Origin of the sequence: Streptomyces sp. ADI95-17 (genome assembly GCF_003846175.1) — a bacterium.
GTDB lineage: Bacteria > Actinomycetota > Actinomycetes > Streptomycetales > Streptomycetaceae > Streptomyces > Streptomyces sanglieri.
Genome location: NZ_ML123049.1, coordinates 42,521 through 58,984 on the forward strand (window position 1 = coordinate 42,521; position 16,464 = coordinate 58,984).

The following is a 16,464-nucleotide window of genomic DNA, read 5'->3' on the forward strand; positions in this document are numbered from 1 at the left end:
GTCGAGCGCGGAGGTCGGCTCGTCGAAGAGGATCACCTTCGGGTCCATCGCCAACGCCCGTGCGATGGCCACACGTTGCTGCTGACCGCCGGAGAGCTGGGCGGGGTACTTGTCGGCCTGCGTCGCCACACCCACCCGGTCGAGCAGCGAACGGGCCTTGTCCTCGGCGGCCTTCTTGTCCGTCCTGCGGACCTTGACCTGGCCCAGCATCACATTCTCGAGCACCGTCTTGTGCGCGAAGAGATTGAACGACTGGAAGACCATGCCGACATCGGCACGCAGCCTGGCCAGCTCCCTGCCCTCCTGGGGCAGCGGCTTGCCGTCGATCGAGATGGCGCCCGAGTCGATCGTCTCCAAGCGGTTGATCGTGCGGCACAGTGTGGACTTCCCGGACCCGGAGGGCCCGATGACGACCACGACCTCGCCACGGGCGATCGTCAGGTCGATGTCCTGGAGCACATGCAGCGCGCCGAAGTGCTTGTTGACGTTGCTCAGTACGACAAGGTCGTTCGCCGCAGGCGCGGCGTCCTCGGCACCCTTGGTCACTGAAACTCCGCTCATCGGCTTCTTGCTCCGTCCTCCTCGGTTGGGAAGGACCCTAGTGACGCAGTGCTACCAGCGTCATTACATCTGAGCGGAAATTGAGGATAACGATCCGGCGGCAACCGGACACTCCGCGTGAACGGGACGCAGGGTGCGGAGCCCGGGGCGTACCGGGTGGATAACAGATGGCCGGATGCGACGGGCGGCCCTTGACTGACGGGCCTGTCATCGGAGTGGATGCCCTGGTACGCCATGACGTGAAACGCCTCGGTACGGGAAAGTGACGAGGAGCGTACGGGAGACCGCACCGACACCTGCCGACGCCCGCCGGCAGGCGTCCTGCCGGAACCGCCGAAGAAGTCGAAGAACCGGAGAGGGAGGCCATGAGACTGCTGCTCGTCGAGGACGACAACCACGTCGCCGCCGCCCTCTCCGCGATCCTGGCCCGGCACGGCTTCCGGGTCGTGCACGCGCGCAGCGGCGAGGAGGCCCTGCAGGCGCTGCTGCCCGCGGACACGGAGCCGTTCGGCGTCGTGCTCCTCGACCTCGGCCTCCCCGACCAGGACGGTTACGAGGTGTGCGGCAAGATCCGCAAGCGCACCTCCACCCCGGTGATCATGGTGACCGCGCGCGCGGACGTACGGTCGCGGATCCACGGCCTCAACCTCGGCGCCGACGACTACGTGGTCAAGCCGTACGACACCGGCGAACTCCTCGCCCGTATCCACGCCGTCAGCCGGCGCAACGCACCGGGCGAGGACACCGTGCCGATGCCCGTCGCCGGGCTGCGTCTCGGACATGTTCACATCGAGCTGCCGACCCGCCGGGTCAGCGTCGACGGATCGGAAGTCCAGCTCACCCGCAAGGAGTTCGACCTGCTCGCGCTGCTCGCCCAGCGCCCCGGCGTGGTGTTCCGCCGGGAGCAGATCATCAGCGAGGTGTGGCGCACGAGCTGGGAGGGCACGGGTCGTACGCTCGAAGTGCACGTCGCGTCCCTGCGTTCCAAGCTGCGGCTGCCCGCACTGATCGAGACGGTGCGCGGAGTCGGCTACCGCCTCGTCGCACCGTCCGCGTAGAGGCGTACGTACCAGGTGCGCACCCGGCTGCTTCCCCTGCTCATCGTTCTCATGGCGGGCGTGCTGCTCGCTCTCGGCTTCCCGCTGGCCGTCAGCGTGGCCGCCGCCCAGCAGCAACGCGTCGTCATCGACCGCATCGACGACACGGCACGCTTCGCCGCACTCGCGCAGTTCATGACCGATCCGGCCGCCGGATACGACGAGCGCCGGCGCACCCTGCGCAATGAACTCGACACCTACGCATCCGTGTACGGCATCCGCGCCGGCGTCTTCCGCCGCGACGACAGCGCCATGGCCAAGGCCCCCGCCGCCTGGCAGCTTCCGCTGGAGGGGGAGGGGCGCGAGGCGTTCAAGGAGGCCCTGCTCGGGCGGCGCAGCCACGATCCGCCGCAGGTCTGGCCGTGGCAGAACGGCAGGGTCGTCGTCGCCTCACCCGTCGTACGGGACGGCGATGTCGTCGCCGTGGTGGTCCTCGACTCGCCCACCGACGAGATGCGCTCGCGCACGATCCGCGGCTGGCTGCTGATCGCGGCCGGCGAAGCGGTCGCGATGCTGGTCGCCGTCGGCGCCGCGATCCGCCTCACCGGCTGGGTCCTGCTGCCGGTGCGGACACTGGACGCGGCCACCCACGACATCGCCAGCGGACGCATGCGGTCGAGGGTCGCGGCTTCCGGCGGGCCACCGGAACTCAGGCGCCTGGCCCGGTCGTTCAACGAGATGGCCGACAACGTCGAGGACGTGCTGGAGCAGCAGCGCGCCTTCGTCGCCGACGCCTCGCACCAGCTGCGCAATCCGCTCGCCGCGCTGCTGCTGCGGATCGAGCTCCTCGCGCTCGAACTCCCCGAGGGCAACGAGGAGATCGCCTCCGTGCGCACGGAGGGCAAGCGTCTCGCACAGGTCCTCGACGACCTGCTCGACCTGGCGCTGGCCGAACACGCCGCGGCCGATCTGCAGCTCACGGACATCGGCGCGCTCACCGCGGAGCGCGTCGCGTCCTGGCGGCCGGTCGCCGAGGACAAGGGGGTACGGCTCCGGGCGGACGGTTCGTCCGCGGTGACGGCCTGGGTGGATCCCATCGCGCTGTCGAGCGCGCTCGACGCGATCATCGACAACGCCCTGAAGTTCACCCCTGCCGGGGAAGAGGTCGTCGTCACGGTCGCCTCCGGCCGCGACGACGTCACGGTCGTCGTCACCGACCACGGGCCCGGCCTCACCGCACAGGAGATGGAACGCATCGGCGACCGCTTCTGGCGCAGCACCCAGCACCAGAACATCCAGGGCTCCGGCCTCGGGCTCTCCATCTCGCAGGCGCTCCTGGCGGCCGGCGGCGGCTCCCTGAGCTACGCGGCCCACGAACCGCACGGGCTGCGGGTCACGGTCTCGGTGCCGCGCAACGGCCCGCAGGGCTGAACGCAACGGCATGAAGAAGAGGAGCGGTCAGGGCTTGACCGAGCGGTAGTAGCGGCTGGCCCCTTCGTGCAGCGGCAGCGGATCGGTGTAGATCGCCGTACGCAGATCCACCAGCTGGGCCGCGTGCACCTCGCGCCCGATCCGGTCCCGGCTGTCGATCACGGTCCGGGTGAACGCCTCCGTCAGCGCCGGATCCGAGCGGTCCGTGGTCACCAGCACGTTGGAGACCGCGACCGTCGGCACCGCCTGGTCCTGCTGCGCGTTGTGGTAGGCGTCGGCGGGCATCATCGCCGAACGGTAGTAGCGGGCGGACCCGCCCGCCGCCTGGAGCTCCTTGACCAGCGCGGCCTCCAGCGGCACCAGCCGGATCGCGAACCGGTCCGACAGCTCCTGCACCGCGGACGTGGGCAGTCCGCCGGACCAGAAGAAGGCATCGAGGCGGTCGTTCTCCAGCTGCTTCGGCATGGTGTCGATACCGGCGGAGACCGGTGTCACGTCCTTCTCGGGGTCGAGCCCCGCGGCCGTCAGCAGCCGGTCGGCGACCAGCCGCACGCCCGAACCCCGCTGCCCCACCCCGACCCGCTTGCCGCGCAGGTCCGAGACCTTGCGCACCTCCGAGTCGCGGGGCACGACCAGCTGGATGTAGTCGTCGTACAGCCGCACACAGCCCCGCAGCCGGTCCGCGCCGGGCTTGCCGCTGCGCAGGTAGGTGGCGAGGGCGTCGGTGGTGGCGATGGTGAAGTCGGCCTTCCCGGTCGCCACCCGGGCGATGTTCTGCTGCGAGCCCTCACTGGTCTGCAGCCTTATCGACACCTCGGGAAGATCCCTGGCCAGGTCTCCCTTGAGGCGCTCGCCGTAACGCTGGTAGACCCCGCTGCGCACTCCGGTGCTGAAGGTCAGGGTTCCGGTCGGGGCCGGCTGTCCGAGCGGCAGCAGCCACCACAGCAGCAGCCCGAGCACGACGGCGACGGCGGTGCACACCTGGAGAACGCGTCGCCTGCCGATTCGGGAGAGTGCCTGGAGCATGGCGGCGATCCTGCCAGCCCGTTCCGGCGATGACCAGGGCCGCTTCCCGGCGGCGGGCGGTCACCGGGCGGGGTGTTCATCATCGGGGCCCGATCGGAGCCCTTACCCTGGACGGGTGAGCGGCAACGACGTGGCTGGTGGAGTAGTGGACGGTTTGAAAACGTACGAGGTGCGCACCTACGGGTGCCAGATGAACGTCCACGACTCCGAGCGGCTCTCGGGGCTGCTGGAGGGCGCGGGTTACGTACGTGCCGCCGAGGGCTCCGACGGCGACGCCGACGTGGTCGTCTTCAACACCTGCGCGGTGCGGGAGAACGCCGACAACAAGCTCTACGGCAACCTCGGCCGGCTCGCCCCGATGAAGACCAAGCGGCCGGGCATGCAGATCGCCGTCGGCGGCTGCCTGGCACAGAAGGACCGCGACACCATCGTGCGGCGCGCCCCCTGGGTCGACGTCGTCTTCGGTACGCACAACATCGGCAAGCTGCCCGTGCTGCTGGAGCGCGCCCGCATCCAGGAGGAGGCGCAGATCGAGATCGCCGAATCCCTGGAGGCCTTCCCCTCCACGCTGCCCACCCGCCGCGAGTCCGCCTACGCCGCGTGGGTCTCGATCTCCGTCGGCTGCAACAACACCTGCACCTTCTGCATCGTCCCGGCGCTGCGCGGCAAGGAGAAGGACCGCCGCACCGGCGACATCCTCGCCGAGATCGAGGCCCTGGTCGCCGAGGGCGTCTCCGAGATCACCCTGCTCGGCCAGAACGTGAACGCGTACGGCTCCGACATCGGCGACCGCGAGGCGTTCTCCAAGCTGCTGCGCGCCTGCGGGAAGATCGAGGGCCTGGAGCGGGTCCGGTTCACCTCGCCGCACCCCCGCGACTTCACGGACGACGTGATCGCGGCGATGGCGGAGACACCCAATGTGATGCCGCAGCTCCACATGCCGATGCAGTCGGGCTCGGACACGATCCTCAAGGCGATGCGGCGCTCGTACCGGCAGGAGCGCTTCCTCGGCATCATCGAGAAGGTGCGCGCCGCGATGCCGGACGCGGCCATCTCCACCGACATCATCGTGGGCTTCCCCGGCGAGACCGAGGAGGACTTCGAGCAGACCATGCACGCGGTCCGCGAGGCGCGCTTCGCCAACGCCTTCACCTTCCAGTACTCCAAGCGCCCCGGCACCCCGGCCGCCGAGATGGAGGGGCAGATCCCCAAGGAGGTCGTCCAGGAGCGGTACATGCGCCTGTCGGTCCTCCAGGAGGAGATCTCCTGGGAGGAGAACAAGAAGCAGGTCGGCCGGACGCTGGAGATCATGGTCGCGGAGGGCGAGGGCCGCAAGGACGGCGCCACCCACCGCCTCTCCGGCAGGGCCCCCGACAACCGCCTGGTCCACTTCACCAAGCCGGACGAGGACGTGCGCCCCGGTGACGTGGTGACCGTCGAGATCAGCTACGCGGCCCCGCACCACCTGCTCGCCGAGGGCGCACCGCTCGCCGTGCGGCGGACCCGGGCCGGGGACGCCTGGGAGAAGCGCAACGCCGCCGAGGCCGCCAAGCCGGCCGGAGTGATGCTGGGACTGCCCGGCATCGGAGCCCCGGCACCGCTGCCTGCCGCGGCGGCCCCGGGCTGCGGCTGCGACTGACACCGCAGCGCCCGACGGCGGACTGCGCGCCCGCATCCGGCCGCCATATGACGGTGGCCGGTCCGGGGTGCCTGGGTCCGGCCGCCATATGACGGTGGCCGGTCCGGGGTGCCCGCGTCCGGCCGCCATATGACGGTGGCCGGCTCGCAGCGCCCAGGCGATACGCTGCCGACCATGCTTGTCGCCGCCGCTGTCTGCCCCTGCCCACCCCTGCTGGTGCCCGAGGTCGCCGCCGGTGCCGCTCCCGAGCTCGACACCCTGCGGGACGCCTGCGCCGACGCCCTCGGCGTGCTCGCCGCCTCGCGCCCCGACCTGCTGATCGTGGTCGGGCCCGCGGACCGGACGGACCGCGGACCGCACCCCGAGGGGACCACCGGAACCTTCCGGGGCTTCGGCGTCGACCTCGGCGTACGGCTCGGCCGCGACCTCGCGACGGCGACGGACCGCCCGCTGCCGCCCTCCCTCGCCGTCGGCGCCTGGCTGCTGGCCCGCGCCGAATGGGCCGGTGCGCCGGTGGAGGGGCTGGGCGTGGGGGAGCCGCTGGCGGCCGACCGCTGTACGGGCGCCGGGCGGGACCTGGCCGCCAGGGCGGACCGGGTAGCGCTGCTCGTGATGGGCGACGGCAGCGCCTGCCGCACGCTCAAGGCGCCCGGCTATCTGGACGAACGCGCCGAGGCCTTCGACGCGGCGGCCGCCCGCGCGCTGGGCGCGGCGGACCCGGACGCGCTGATCGCGCTGGACGAGGCACTGGCGTACGAGCTGAAGGCGGCGGGCCGGGCGCCCTGGCAGGTGCTCGCGGGCGCGGCGCAGGGCGCGGGCCTGGCAGGACGACTGCTGTACGAGGACGCCCCCTACGGCGTGGGCTACCTGGTCGCCGCCTGGTCCTGAGCCGCCGCCCGAGGACCACGGGTGACGGCCGTGCAGCGGCGTCGCTCCACGGCCGTCACCCGGACTTGATCAGCTCATGATCAGGAAGCGGGCGGCGTACCACCCTCGTCCTTGGAGGCGGGCGGTGTGCCACCCTCGTCCCTGGAGGCGGGCGGCGTGCCACCCTCGCCCTTGTGGGACAGGCGCTCGACCGCGTCCTTGGCCTTCCGCGCGCCGGACTCGATCTTGTCGCTGTACTTGCCCTTGGTCTTTTCGTCGACCGTCCGTGCGGCCTTGTCGAGCCCCTGGTCGATCTTGTCCCCGTGCTGATGCGCGAGTTCGCCGACCTTGTCCTTGGCGGGGCTCAGCTTGGCCTTCAAATTGTCCAGGAAGCCCATCGGGCACCTTCCCTGCTGGGGGACTGCGGTCGAGCGCTTCTTCAAACCATGAAAAAACGCCCATATTCAATGTGAATTCTACTGGTGCGCGTGAGGAACCGCGTCGCCCAGAAGGGCGTGGCAGACGAGTGGCGGGCGGGTCCTGACCGGGACGGTGAACGATTCCCGTTCCCGGCCGGTCACCTCACTCGTTCGGGAAGAGTGCCGGAGGTTTGCGAGACTGTGGCGGTGAGAAGCACAGCTCCCGCACCGCGGGTCATCACCGTCGTCGGTCCCACTGCGGCCGGAAAGTCCGATCTGGGGGTATTTCTTGCTCAGCAGCTCGACGGCGAAGTGGTCAACGCCGACTCCATGCAGCTCTACCGGGGGATGGATATCGGCACCGCGAAGCTGACGCTCGCCGAACGCGAATCCGTCCCGCACCACCTCCTGGACATCTGGGACGTCACCGAGACCGCCAGCGTCGCCGAGTACCAGCGGCTGGCCCGCGCCGAGATCGACCGGCTGCTCGCCGCCGGCCGCACTCCTGTCCTGGTCGGCGGCTCCGGGCTCTACGTGAAGGGCGCCATCGACGCCCTGGAGTTCCCCGGCACGGACCCCGGCGTACGGGCCAGGCTGGAGGAGGAGCTGGTCGAGCGCGGCTCCGGAGCGCTGCACGCCCGGCTCGCCGCCGCCGATCCCGAAGCCGGCCGGGCCATCCTGCCGAGCAACGGCCGCCGGATCGTCAGGGCCCTCGAAGTCATCGAGATCACCGGCAAGCCCTTCACCGCCAACCTCCCGGGTAACGATGCGGTGTACGACACCGTCCAGATCGGCGTCGACGTGGCCCGCCCCGAACTCGACGAACGCATCGCCCTGAGGGTCGACCGGATGTGGGCGGCCGGCCTCGTGGACGAGGTGCGCGCCCTGGAGACCCACGGCCTGCGCGAGGGGCGGACCGCCTCCCGGGCACTCGGCTACCAGCAGGTGCTCGCCGCACTGGCCCAGGAGTGCACCGAGGAGGAGGCGCGGGCCGAGACCGTCCGCGCCACCAAGCGATTCGCCCGCCGTCAGGACTCGTGGTTCCGCCGCGACCCGCGGGTCCACTGGCTGAGCGGCGCCGCAGAACACCGCGGGGAACTCCCGCGCCAGGCGCTGGCGTTGGTCGAACGAGCGGTTACAGCCTGATCACGTGATGGCATCGGGAAGCCCTGCCCGTCATTTCGGCGACCTGGAGCGTGCCATCATCGAGCATCGATCGACCAGTGGAGTCCGAGTTGGGAGGGCGCGTGGCGATGGAGGCCGGCCCTCGCGACACTGAACAAGACGCACCGGACGCGCTGCACGAGGCGGGGAGTCTGAGCCCCGACGGGCCGGACGAGCTCGAAGCGACCCCCGAGGTCGAGGTCGAGCTGCGTCCCGCGCGCCGGCTGCGGATCTGGCAGCTGGCACCGATCGTCATGCTCGCCGCGGTGGGGTCGCTGATGTTCGCCTTTCCGCTGGCCTTCGAGTTCGGCGACGGCGGCGCGGTCGTGGCCATGCTCGGTCTGCTGATCAGCTGCTGCGCCGCGGGCTGGGGCATGATGGCCGCCCGCCGGGTGGGCTACACCTGGCCCGGCCTGCCGCAGCGCGGCTCGGGCGAGCGCTCCGACTGGCGGGTGATCGCCCTGTACGTCGTCGTCGGCGGCGCGCTGGTCGCCCTGGCCGTCTGGCGGGTTGCTCGGCTCCAGTGACGGCAGGAGCCGGCCCTTTGCGCAGGTCCGGGCGTCGGGCCGGCGCCCGCAGAACGGCCCGGGGACGTCGGTTGCCGGCGCCGTTTCGTACAGTTGCCCTGTGAGCAACTCGCAGATCGCCTTCCTCAAGGGTCACGGCACCGAGAACGACTTCGTGATCGTTCCCGACCCAGACAACGCCATCGAGCTGCCCCCGTCCGCCGTCGCCCGGCTCTGCGACCGCCGGGCCGGCATCGGCGGTGACGGGCTGCTGCACGCCGTACGGTCCGCCGCGCACCCCGAGGCGCAGGCCATGGCGGCCGAGGCCGAATGGTTCATGGACTACCGCAACGCGGACGGCTCGATCGCCGAGATGTGCGGCAACGGGGTCCGGGTCTTCGCCGGGTACCTCCAGCGCGCCGGACTCGTCGAGCAGGGCGACCTCGCCGTCGCGACCCGGGGCGGCGTGAAGAAGGTGCACATCGCCAAGGACGGCGCCATCACGGTCTCCATGGGGCGCGCGCTCCTGCCCGAGGACGGCGTCACGGTCAGCCTCGGCGGCCGCAGCTGGAACGCCCGCAACGTGAACATGGGCAACCCCCACGCGGTCGCCTTCGTCGACGATCTGGCCCACGCCGGCGACCTGCTCTCCGTACCGCCCTTCAGCCCCGCGGCCGTCTACCCCGACGGCGTCAACATCGAGTTCGTCGTGGACCGCGGACCGCGTCATGTCGCCATGCGGGTCCACGAGCGCGGCTCCGGTGAGACCCGCTCCTGCGGCACGGGCGCCTGCGCCGTGGCCGTCGCCGCGGCCCGCAGGGACGGCGCGGACCCCGCCAGGACCGGCACCCCGGTCACGTACACGGTCGATCTGCCGGGCGGCACCCTCCTGATCACCGAGATGCCGGACGGCGAGATCGAGATGACCGGCCCCGCCGTGATCGTTGCCGAGGGCGTGATCGACCCCGCCTGGCTCGAAACGGTGGCCGGTTAGGACTTCGCTCGAATGGGTGATCCGTTTCACGCTGGGCGAGAGCGGGACTCCGCCACGTGGTGGGCTCGGTAGCATCAAGCACCGGCCCGGAGGCGCGACCGCATCTCCCCACCGCCGGTCGACGTCGCCGGAGGTGCCCCATGAGCGCAGAGGCCACCAGCCCAGGTGCCCCCATCCGCAGGCGGGGCCGTCCCCGGATCGATCTGCGCAGGCTCGGCCGCGTCGCGCTGCTCGGCCCCGTCTCCCGCGACCGGCTGCCCGACGCCATCGGCCATGTCGCCGAGGCCCACCGGGCCCACTACCCGGATGCCGACCTGTCGATCCTGCGCCGGGCCTATGTGCTCGCGGAGTCCTCGCACCGGGGGCAGATGCGCAAGAGCGGCGAGCCGTACATCACCCACCCGCTCGCGGTCACCCTGATCCTCGCCCAGCTCGGCGCGGAGACGACGACGCTCACCGCATCACTGCTCCACGACACCGTCGAGGACACCGATGTGACCCTCGATCAGGTGCGGGACCAGTTCGGCAAAGAGGTCTGCTATCTCGTCGACGGCGTGACCAAGCTGGAGAAGGTCGACTACGGCGCGGCCGCCGAGCCGGAGACCTTCCGCAAGATGCTCGTCGCCACCGGGGACGACGTCCGGGTCATGTCGATCAAGCTCGCCGACCGGCTGCACAACATGCGCACCCTCGGCGTGATGCGGCCCGAGAAACAGGCCAGGATCGCCAAGGTCACCCGGGACGTGCTGATCCCGCTGGCCGAACGGCTCGGCGTGCAGGCCCTCAAGACCGAGCTGGAGGACCTCGTCTTCGCGATCCTCCACCCCGAGGAGTACGAACGGACCCGCGCGCTGATCGACGCCGCCGCCGCGCGGACGGAGGGCTCCGGCGCCGCCCGGCAGGACCCGCTCGCGGCCATCGCCGAGAGCGTCACGACGGTGCTGCGGGAGGCCGGCATCCCCGCCGAAGTCCTCATCAGGCCACGCCACTTCGTGTCCGTGCACCGGGTCGGCGTCAAACGCGGCGAACTGCGCGGCACCGACTTCGGCCGGCTGCTGGTGCTCGTCGGCGAGGACGCCGACTGCTACGCCGTGCTCGGCGAACTGCACACCTGTTTCACCCCGGTGATCTCCGAGTTCAAGGACTTCATCGCCGCCCCCAAGTTCAACCTGTACCAGTCGCTGCACACCGCCGTCGTGGGCGAGGACGGGGCGGTCGCCGAAGTCCTCATCCGCACCCACCGGATGCACAAGGTCGCCGAGGCCGGAGTCATCGCCCTCGGCAACCCGTACGCCGCGGACAGCGGCACCGGCCCCCAGCCCGCCGAACCCGCGGACGGGGAGCGCGCCGACCCCACCCGGCCGGGCTGGCTCTCCCGGCTCCTCGAATGGCAGCAGTCCGCCACGGACCCCGACACCTTCTGGACCACGCTCCGCGCCGACCTGGCCCAGGACCGGGAGATCACGGTCTTCCGGACCGACGGCGGCACGCTCGGACTGCCCGCCGGGGCCAGCTGCGTCGACGCCGCCTACGCGCAGTACGGCGACGAGGCGCACAACTGCATCGGCGCCCGGGTCAACGGCCGCCTGGCCACCCTCGGCACCGTGCTCAGCGACGGCGACACCGTGCAGCTGCTGCTCGCCGAGGACGCCGCCTCGGGCCCCTCGCCCGACTGGCTCGACCACGCCCGTACCCCCGCCGCCCGCATCGCCATCACCGGCTGGCTGGACGCCCACCCCGAGGACACCCAGCGCCCGCACGTCGGCCGGCCCGCCGGGACCGGACCCGGGCAGCACGGCCACGCCAGGCCCGGACCGCAGCCGCAGCAGACCACCGGCAGCGGGCCCGCCACGGCCGCGAGCGCCGTGGCGGACCGGCCGGACGCCCCCGTACGGCTCGCGGGCTGCTGCACCCCCGTACCCCCCGACGCCGTCACCGGATTCGTCGTACGCGGCGGCGCCGTCACCGTGCACCGGCTGGAATGCCCCGCCGTCGCCCGGATGCGATCCATCGGCCGGACACCGGTCGGGGTGAGCTGGACGGACTCCACCGAGTGCCGGGTCACACTGGTCGCCGAATCCTTCGGACGCCCCCGGCTGCTCGCCGACCTCACCGAGGCGATCGCGACGGCGGACGCGGCGATCATCTCCGCCACCGTCGAACCCCCCAGCGAACAGCGGGTCCGGCACACCTACACCCTGCAACTCCCCGACGCGGCCGGACTACCGGCCCTGATGCGCGCCATGCGTGACGTGCCCGGGGTGTACGACGTGAGCCGCGCCAAGCACCGCGCCGCCACCGTCTGACCCCGCCGGGCAGGGCCATCCGCCACAGGTATCTCGTTCGGGTGGCGCGGCGCGCGCCGCGCCGGTTGGGCGGGACGTCGCTGGTAGCGGTAGTTCATGCCGTTCATCTCCCGCCGTCTGCGGGCCGCCCTGCTGGCCACCGCATCAGCCACCCTCGTCGCAGCCACCGTCCCCTCACCCGTGCCGCTCGGCATCGGCGATCCGCTCTTCCCCCACCTCGGCAACCCCGGGTACGACGTCCGCGCCTACGACATCGGACTGACCTACCACGGCGACAACACCAAGCCGCTGGACGCCGTCACCAGGATCGACGCGCGGACCACCGAACCGCTCGACCGGATCAACCTCGACTTCACCCGGGGCAAGGTCCGCACGGTCGAAGTCAACGGGCTGCGCGCCGACTTCGCCGTCAAGGACGAGGACCTGATCATCGAACCCATGGGCCGGCTCCCCGCCGGGGTGCCGCTGCGCATCACCGTCCGGCACACCAGCGACCCCGCCGGCGACCGGGACAGCGGCGGCTGGCTGCCCACCGCCGACGGTCTGGCCATGGCCAATCAGGCCGACGCCGCGCACCGGGTCTTCCCGAGCAACGACCACCCCGCCGACAAGGCGTACTTCACCTTCCGGATCACCGCACCCAAGGACCTCACCGCGGTGGCCAACGGACTGCCCACCGGCACGGTCCGGCACGGTGCCGACACCACCTGGACCTACCGGACCGAGCACCCCATGGCCACCGAACTGGCCCAGGTCTCCATCGGCCGGTCCACCGTCATCGACCGGACCGGCCCGCACGGGCTGCCGATGCGCGACGTGGTGCCCACCGCCGACCGCAAGCGCCTCGAACCCCTGCTCAGCAAGAGCCCCGCCCAGCTGGAATGGATGGAACAGCAGGTCGGTCGCTACCCCTTCGAGACGTACGGACTGCTTGTCGCCCACACCGAAACCGGCTTCGAGCTGGAGACCCAGACGCTCTCGCTCTTCGAGCGCTCCCTGTTCGTCGGGACCGACTACCCCGAGTGGTACCTCGAATCGATCATGGTGCACGAGCTCGCCCACCAGTGGTTCGGCGACAGCGTCTCCCCGCAGCGCTGGTCCGATCTGTGGCTCAACGAGGGACACGCCACCTGGTACGAGGCCCGCTATGCCGAGGACCACGCGGACAAGCCGCTGGAACGCCGGATGCGCGAGGCCTACACCAGGTCCGACGGCTGGCGGGCCGCGGGCGGTCCGCCGGCCCGCCCCGACATCCCGGCGCCCGGACAGAAGCTCAGCCTGTTCCGGCCGGTGGTGTACGACGGCAGCGCGCTGATCCTCTACGCGCTGCGCCAGGAGATCGGCGAGAGCGCCTTCGGCCGGCTGGAGCGGAGCTGGGTGAAGAAGCACCGGGACGCCAGCGCCACCACCGAGGACTTCGTCCGCCTGGCGTCCCGGACCGCGGGCCGCGACCTGACCTCGTTCCTCGACGGCTGGCTGTACGGGAAGAAGACCCCGCCGATGCCGGGGCACCCCGACTGGCACAGCAGCAAGCCCGCCGGACAGCGGTAAACCCGGGTGACGGGCGCGACGGACCGTGCCACTATCGACGAGTCGCCGCGGCGGCCGGACCGGGATTCCCGACAGCGGGAATCATCGGGAGGCGTCACGCGTTGTGACTGATGTAACGGACTTCCAACGACGTAAGGATCCAATGACCTCCTCTTCTTCCCTTCCCCAGGACGCGCAGGATGCGCAGAGTGCTACGGAGAATGCCACCGAAAGCCTCACCGAGAGCCTTCGGGCCGACGCCCTGATGGAAGAGGACGTCGCCTGGAGCCACGAGATCGACGGAGAGCGGGACGGCGAGCAGTTCGACCGCTCCGAGCGGGCCGCGCTGCGGCGTGTGGCCGGGCTCTCCACCGAGCTCGAAGATGTCACCGAGGTCGAGTACCGACAGCTGCGCCTGGAGCGCGTGGTGCTGGTCGGCGTCTGGACGTCGGGGACCGTGCGTGACGCGGAGAACTCCCTCGCGGAGCTGGCCGCACTGGCGGAGACGGCGGGCGCCCAGGTGCTCGACGCCGTCTTCCAGCGCCGCGACAAGCCGGACCCGGCCACCTACATCGGTTCGGGCAAGGCGCTGGAGCTGCGCGACATCGTCCTCGAATCGGGGGCCGACACCGTCGTCTGCGACGGTGAGCTCAGCCCCGGTCAGCTGATTCACCTGGAAGACGTCGTCAAGGTCAAGGTGGTCGACCGGACCGCCCTGATCCTCGACATCTTCGCCCAGCACGCCAAGTCCCGAGAGGGCAAGGCGCAGGTCTCGCTGGCACAGATGCAGTACATGCTGCCGCGGCTGCGCGGCTGGGGTCAGTCGCTCTCCCGTCAGATGGGTGGCGGCGGTTCCAGCGGCGGTGGCGGCATGGCCACCCGTGGTCCCGGTGAGACCAAGATCGAGACGGACCGGCGCCGGATCCGCGAGAAGATGGCGAAGATGCGCCGGGAGATCGCGGAGATGAAGACGGGCCGCGAGATCAAGCGCCAGGAGCGCAAGCGCAACAAGGTGCCGTCGGTCGCCATCGCCGGCTACACCAACGCGGGCAAGTCCTCACTGCTCAACCGGCTGACCGGTGCGGGCGTCCTGGTGGAGAACGCGCTGTTCGCCACCCTGGATCCGACCGTGCGCCGGGCCGAGACGCCGAGCGGCCGGCTCTACACCCTGGCCGACACCGTCGGGTTCGTACGGCATCTGCCGCACCACCTCGTCGAGGCGTTCCGCTCCACGATGGAGGAGGTCGGCGATTCCGACCTGATCCTGCATGTGGTGGACGGATCCCATCCGGCGCCGGAGGAGCAGCTCGCCGCGGTGCGCGAGGTGATCCGCGAAGTCGGCGCGGTGGACGTGCCCGAGATCGTGGTGGTCAACAAGGCGGACGCGGCCGATCCGCTGGTGCTCCAGCGACTGCTGCGCATCGAGAAGCACGCGATCGCCGTCTCGGCGCGCACCGGGGCCGGTATCGAGGAGCTGCTCGCACTCATCGACACCGAACTGCCGAGGCCGTCGGTCGAGATCGAGGCGCTCGTCCCGTACATCCAGGGCGGTGTCGTCTCCCGGGTGCATGCCGAGGGCGAGGTGATCTCCGAGGAGCACACGTCGGAGGGCACCCTGCTCAAGGCGCGGGTGCACGAGGAGCTGGCGGCCGAGCTCTCCTCGTTCGTCCCCGTGGCGCACTGACCGCGGCGCGACAAGGCTCGTAACGGCCGAAGGCCCGCCCCCGACCGGGGGCGGGCCTTCGGCCGTCATGAGGTGCCGGACGCCGTCAGCGGCCGGCGAACTTCTCGCTCATCGTGGTGAAGACGTCCTTGGCGCCCGGGCCCAGGTGGGGGCCGGCCAGCCAGCCCGAAGTCACCGGTCCGATGGACGTGTTGGAGACCAGCACCGACTTGCCGTCACTGCCGTTGCGGAACCAGCCGCCGCCGGACGACCCGCCGGTCATGGTGCAGCCGATGCGGTACATCGCCGGAGTGCTCGGGCTGATGGAGAGCCGCCCGGGGCGGTCGACGCATTTGTGCATGATCAGGCCGTCGTACGGGGGAGCGGCGGGGTATCCCCAGGCGCCCATGGCATCGATCCGCGAGATCTCGGGAGCGTCGAAGTCGACCGCCAGGGCGTTGCCCACGGTCTCCTCCAGGGACTTGGTGCCCTTCTCCGGCTTCACGTGCAGCACCGCGTAGTCGTAGGGGGCACCCTCGCCCCCGGTGGGGCCGCCGTCGGCGAGCCATTCACCCGAAGTCGTCGCCCAGTCCGCCCAGTACGCGCCGTACGGGGCGATCTCCTGCGGCTGCGCGTTCTTCAGCGCGGCGGCGGACTTGCCCTGGTCGTTGTACGCGGGCACGAAGACGATGTTGCGGTACCAGCCGCCCTTCGTACCGGCGTGCACACAGTGTCCGGCGGTCCACACCAGGTTGGACCTGCCGGGGTTCTTCGGGTCCTTGACGACCGTGCCCGAGCAGACCATCGAGCCCTCGGGGGAGTCGAAGAACACCTTGCCGACCGGGGCCGCGTAGTCGTGGTACGGCGTCTTCTCGCGCTCGGCCCGGACCGGGGCGGGCTCGGGGTCGCTGACGCCCTGACCGCCGGAGACGTCGCCGGCCGCCATGGTCTTGGCCGGGTCCTTGGCCGACTTCATCCGGTCGGGCTTCCACAGCCCGTCGATGACCGGGTTGACGAAGTCCTTGGCCTCACGCAGCCACTTGTCCTTGTCCCAGTTCTTCCACTCGCCGTCCTTCCACTTCTCCGGGTCGACACCGTGCTTCTTCAGCGTCTCGGCCAGACCGTCGGGCAGGGAGCCGCCGGCGTCCTGGCCACCCGCGGAGTCGGCGGCGGGCTTGCCGGTCGCGTTGTCCTCGCTCGGGCCACAGGCCGTGGCCGTCAGCGCGAGCGCGGCGACGAGGCCGGTCGCGGCGAGCAGCGGACGTATGGATCGCATGGAAAGGGTTCCCCCTGAAATTCCGAATTTGCCATGAACGTGTCA

General features: G+C 71.0%; 14 protein-coding genes. 10 read left to right on the forward strand and 4 right to left on the reverse strand.

Annotated features, from left to right (window positions below; genetic code table 11):
- Positions 1 to 561: amino acid ABC transporter ATP-binding protein (locus EES42_RS27180; protein ID WP_241196617.1), on the reverse strand; the 561-nt coding region annotated here is incomplete at its 3' end.
- Between the two features lie 365 nt (positions 562 to 926).
- On the opposite strand from EES42_RS27180, the gene EES42_RS27185 reads away from it, so the two are divergent.
- Together EES42_RS27185 and EES42_RS27190 are read left to right on the forward strand one after the other, a co-directional pair.
- The gene (locus EES42_RS27185) at positions 927 to 1,619 is read left to right on the forward strand and encodes a response regulator transcription factor (protein ID WP_124720932.1); all 693 of its coding nucleotides are present in this window, start codon (positions 927 to 929) and stop codon (positions 1,617 to 1,619) included.
- 15 nt (positions 1,620 to 1,634) lie between these two features.
- Positions 1,635 to 3,029, forward strand: coding sequence for a sensor histidine kinase (locus EES42_RS27190; RefSeq protein ID WP_124720933.1), 1,395 nt, complete (start codon positions 1,635 to 1,637; stop codon positions 3,027 to 3,029).
- 27 nt (positions 3,030 to 3,056) lie between these two features.
- Here the strand turns inward: EES42_RS27190 and EES42_RS27195 are convergent, their stop codons facing one another.
- A complete protein-coding gene (locus EES42_RS27195; protein ID WP_124720934.1) occupies positions 3,057 to 4,055 on the reverse strand; it encodes a TAXI family TRAP transporter solute-binding subunit in 999 nt (332 codons plus the stop codon).
- A 145-nt stretch (positions 4,056 to 4,200) separates the two neighbouring features.
- Between EES42_RS27195 and miaB the strand changes: the two genes are divergently transcribed.
- Positions 4,201 to 5,694, forward strand: coding sequence for a tRNA (N6-isopentenyl adenosine(37)-C2)-methylthiotransferase MiaB (gene miaB / locus EES42_RS27200; protein ID WP_124721526.1), 1,494 nt, complete (start codon positions 4,201 to 4,203; stop codon positions 5,692 to 5,694).
- A gap of 174 nt (positions 5,695 to 5,868) precedes the next feature.
- The gene (locus EES42_RS27205) at positions 5,869 to 6,582 is read left to right on the forward strand and encodes a class III extradiol dioxygenase subunit B-like domain-containing protein (protein WP_124720935.1); all 714 of its coding nucleotides are present in this window, start codon (positions 5,869 to 5,871) and stop codon (positions 6,580 to 6,582) included.
- Between the two features lie 80 nt (positions 6,583 to 6,662).
- On the opposite strand, the gene EES42_RS27210 is transcribed toward EES42_RS27205, so the two are convergent.
- Entirely contained in the window at positions 6,663 to 6,959 is a 297-nt protein-coding gene (locus tag EES42_RS27210; protein ID WP_124720936.1) for an antitoxin, read from the reverse strand.
- Between the two features lie 228 nt (positions 6,960 to 7,187).
- Here EES42_RS27210 and miaA point away from each other — a divergent pair, with 228 nt between their 5' ends.
- From miaA to hflX, 6 genes are all read left to right on the forward strand, one after another.
- Complete coding sequence (miaA, locus tag EES42_RS27215) at positions 7,188 to 8,126, forward strand: tRNA (adenosine(37)-N6)-dimethylallyltransferase MiaA (protein ID WP_124720937.1); 939 nt, start codon at positions 7,188 to 7,190, stop codon at positions 8,124 to 8,126.
- 107 nt (positions 8,127 to 8,233) lie between these two features.
- Positions 8,234 to 8,671, forward strand: a complete 438-nt coding sequence (locus EES42_RS27220) for a hypothetical protein (RefSeq protein WP_124721527.1) — start codon at positions 8,234 to 8,236, stop codon at positions 8,669 to 8,671.
- 100 nt (positions 8,672 to 8,771) lie between these two features.
- Positions 8,772 to 9,644 carry a diaminopimelate epimerase gene (dapF, locus tag EES42_RS27225; RefSeq protein WP_124720938.1) on the forward strand — a complete coding sequence of 291 codons (873 nt, stop codon included), beginning with the start codon at positions 8,772 to 8,774 and terminating at the stop codon, positions 9,642 to 9,644.
- 140 nt (positions 9,645 to 9,784) lie between these two features.
- Positions 9,785 to 11,950 (forward strand): RelA/SpoT family protein, encoded by a 2,166-nt coding sequence (locus tag EES42_RS27230; protein WP_124720939.1) that lies wholly within the window; start codon positions 9,785 to 9,787, stop codon positions 11,948 to 11,950.
- Positions 11,951 to 12,046: 96 nt separating this feature from the next.
- A complete protein-coding gene (locus EES42_RS27235; protein ID WP_124720940.1) occupies positions 12,047 to 13,501 on the forward strand; it encodes a M1 family metallopeptidase in 1,455 nt (484 codons plus the stop codon).
- Between the two features lie 142 nt (positions 13,502 to 13,643).
- Complete coding sequence (gene hflX / locus EES42_RS27240; protein WP_124720941.1) at positions 13,644 to 15,164, forward strand: GTPase HflX; 1,521 nt, start codon at positions 13,644 to 13,646, stop codon at positions 15,162 to 15,164.
- Positions 15,165 to 15,249: 85 nt separating this feature from the next.
- Here hflX and EES42_RS27245 read toward each other — a convergent pair whose 3' ends face one another.
- Positions 15,250 to 16,419, reverse strand: a complete 1,170-nt coding sequence (locus tag EES42_RS27245) for a trypsin-like serine peptidase (RefSeq protein WP_124720942.1) — start codon at positions 16,417 to 16,419, stop codon at positions 15,250 to 15,252.
- Positions 16,420 to 16,464: the final 45 nt, after the last annotated feature.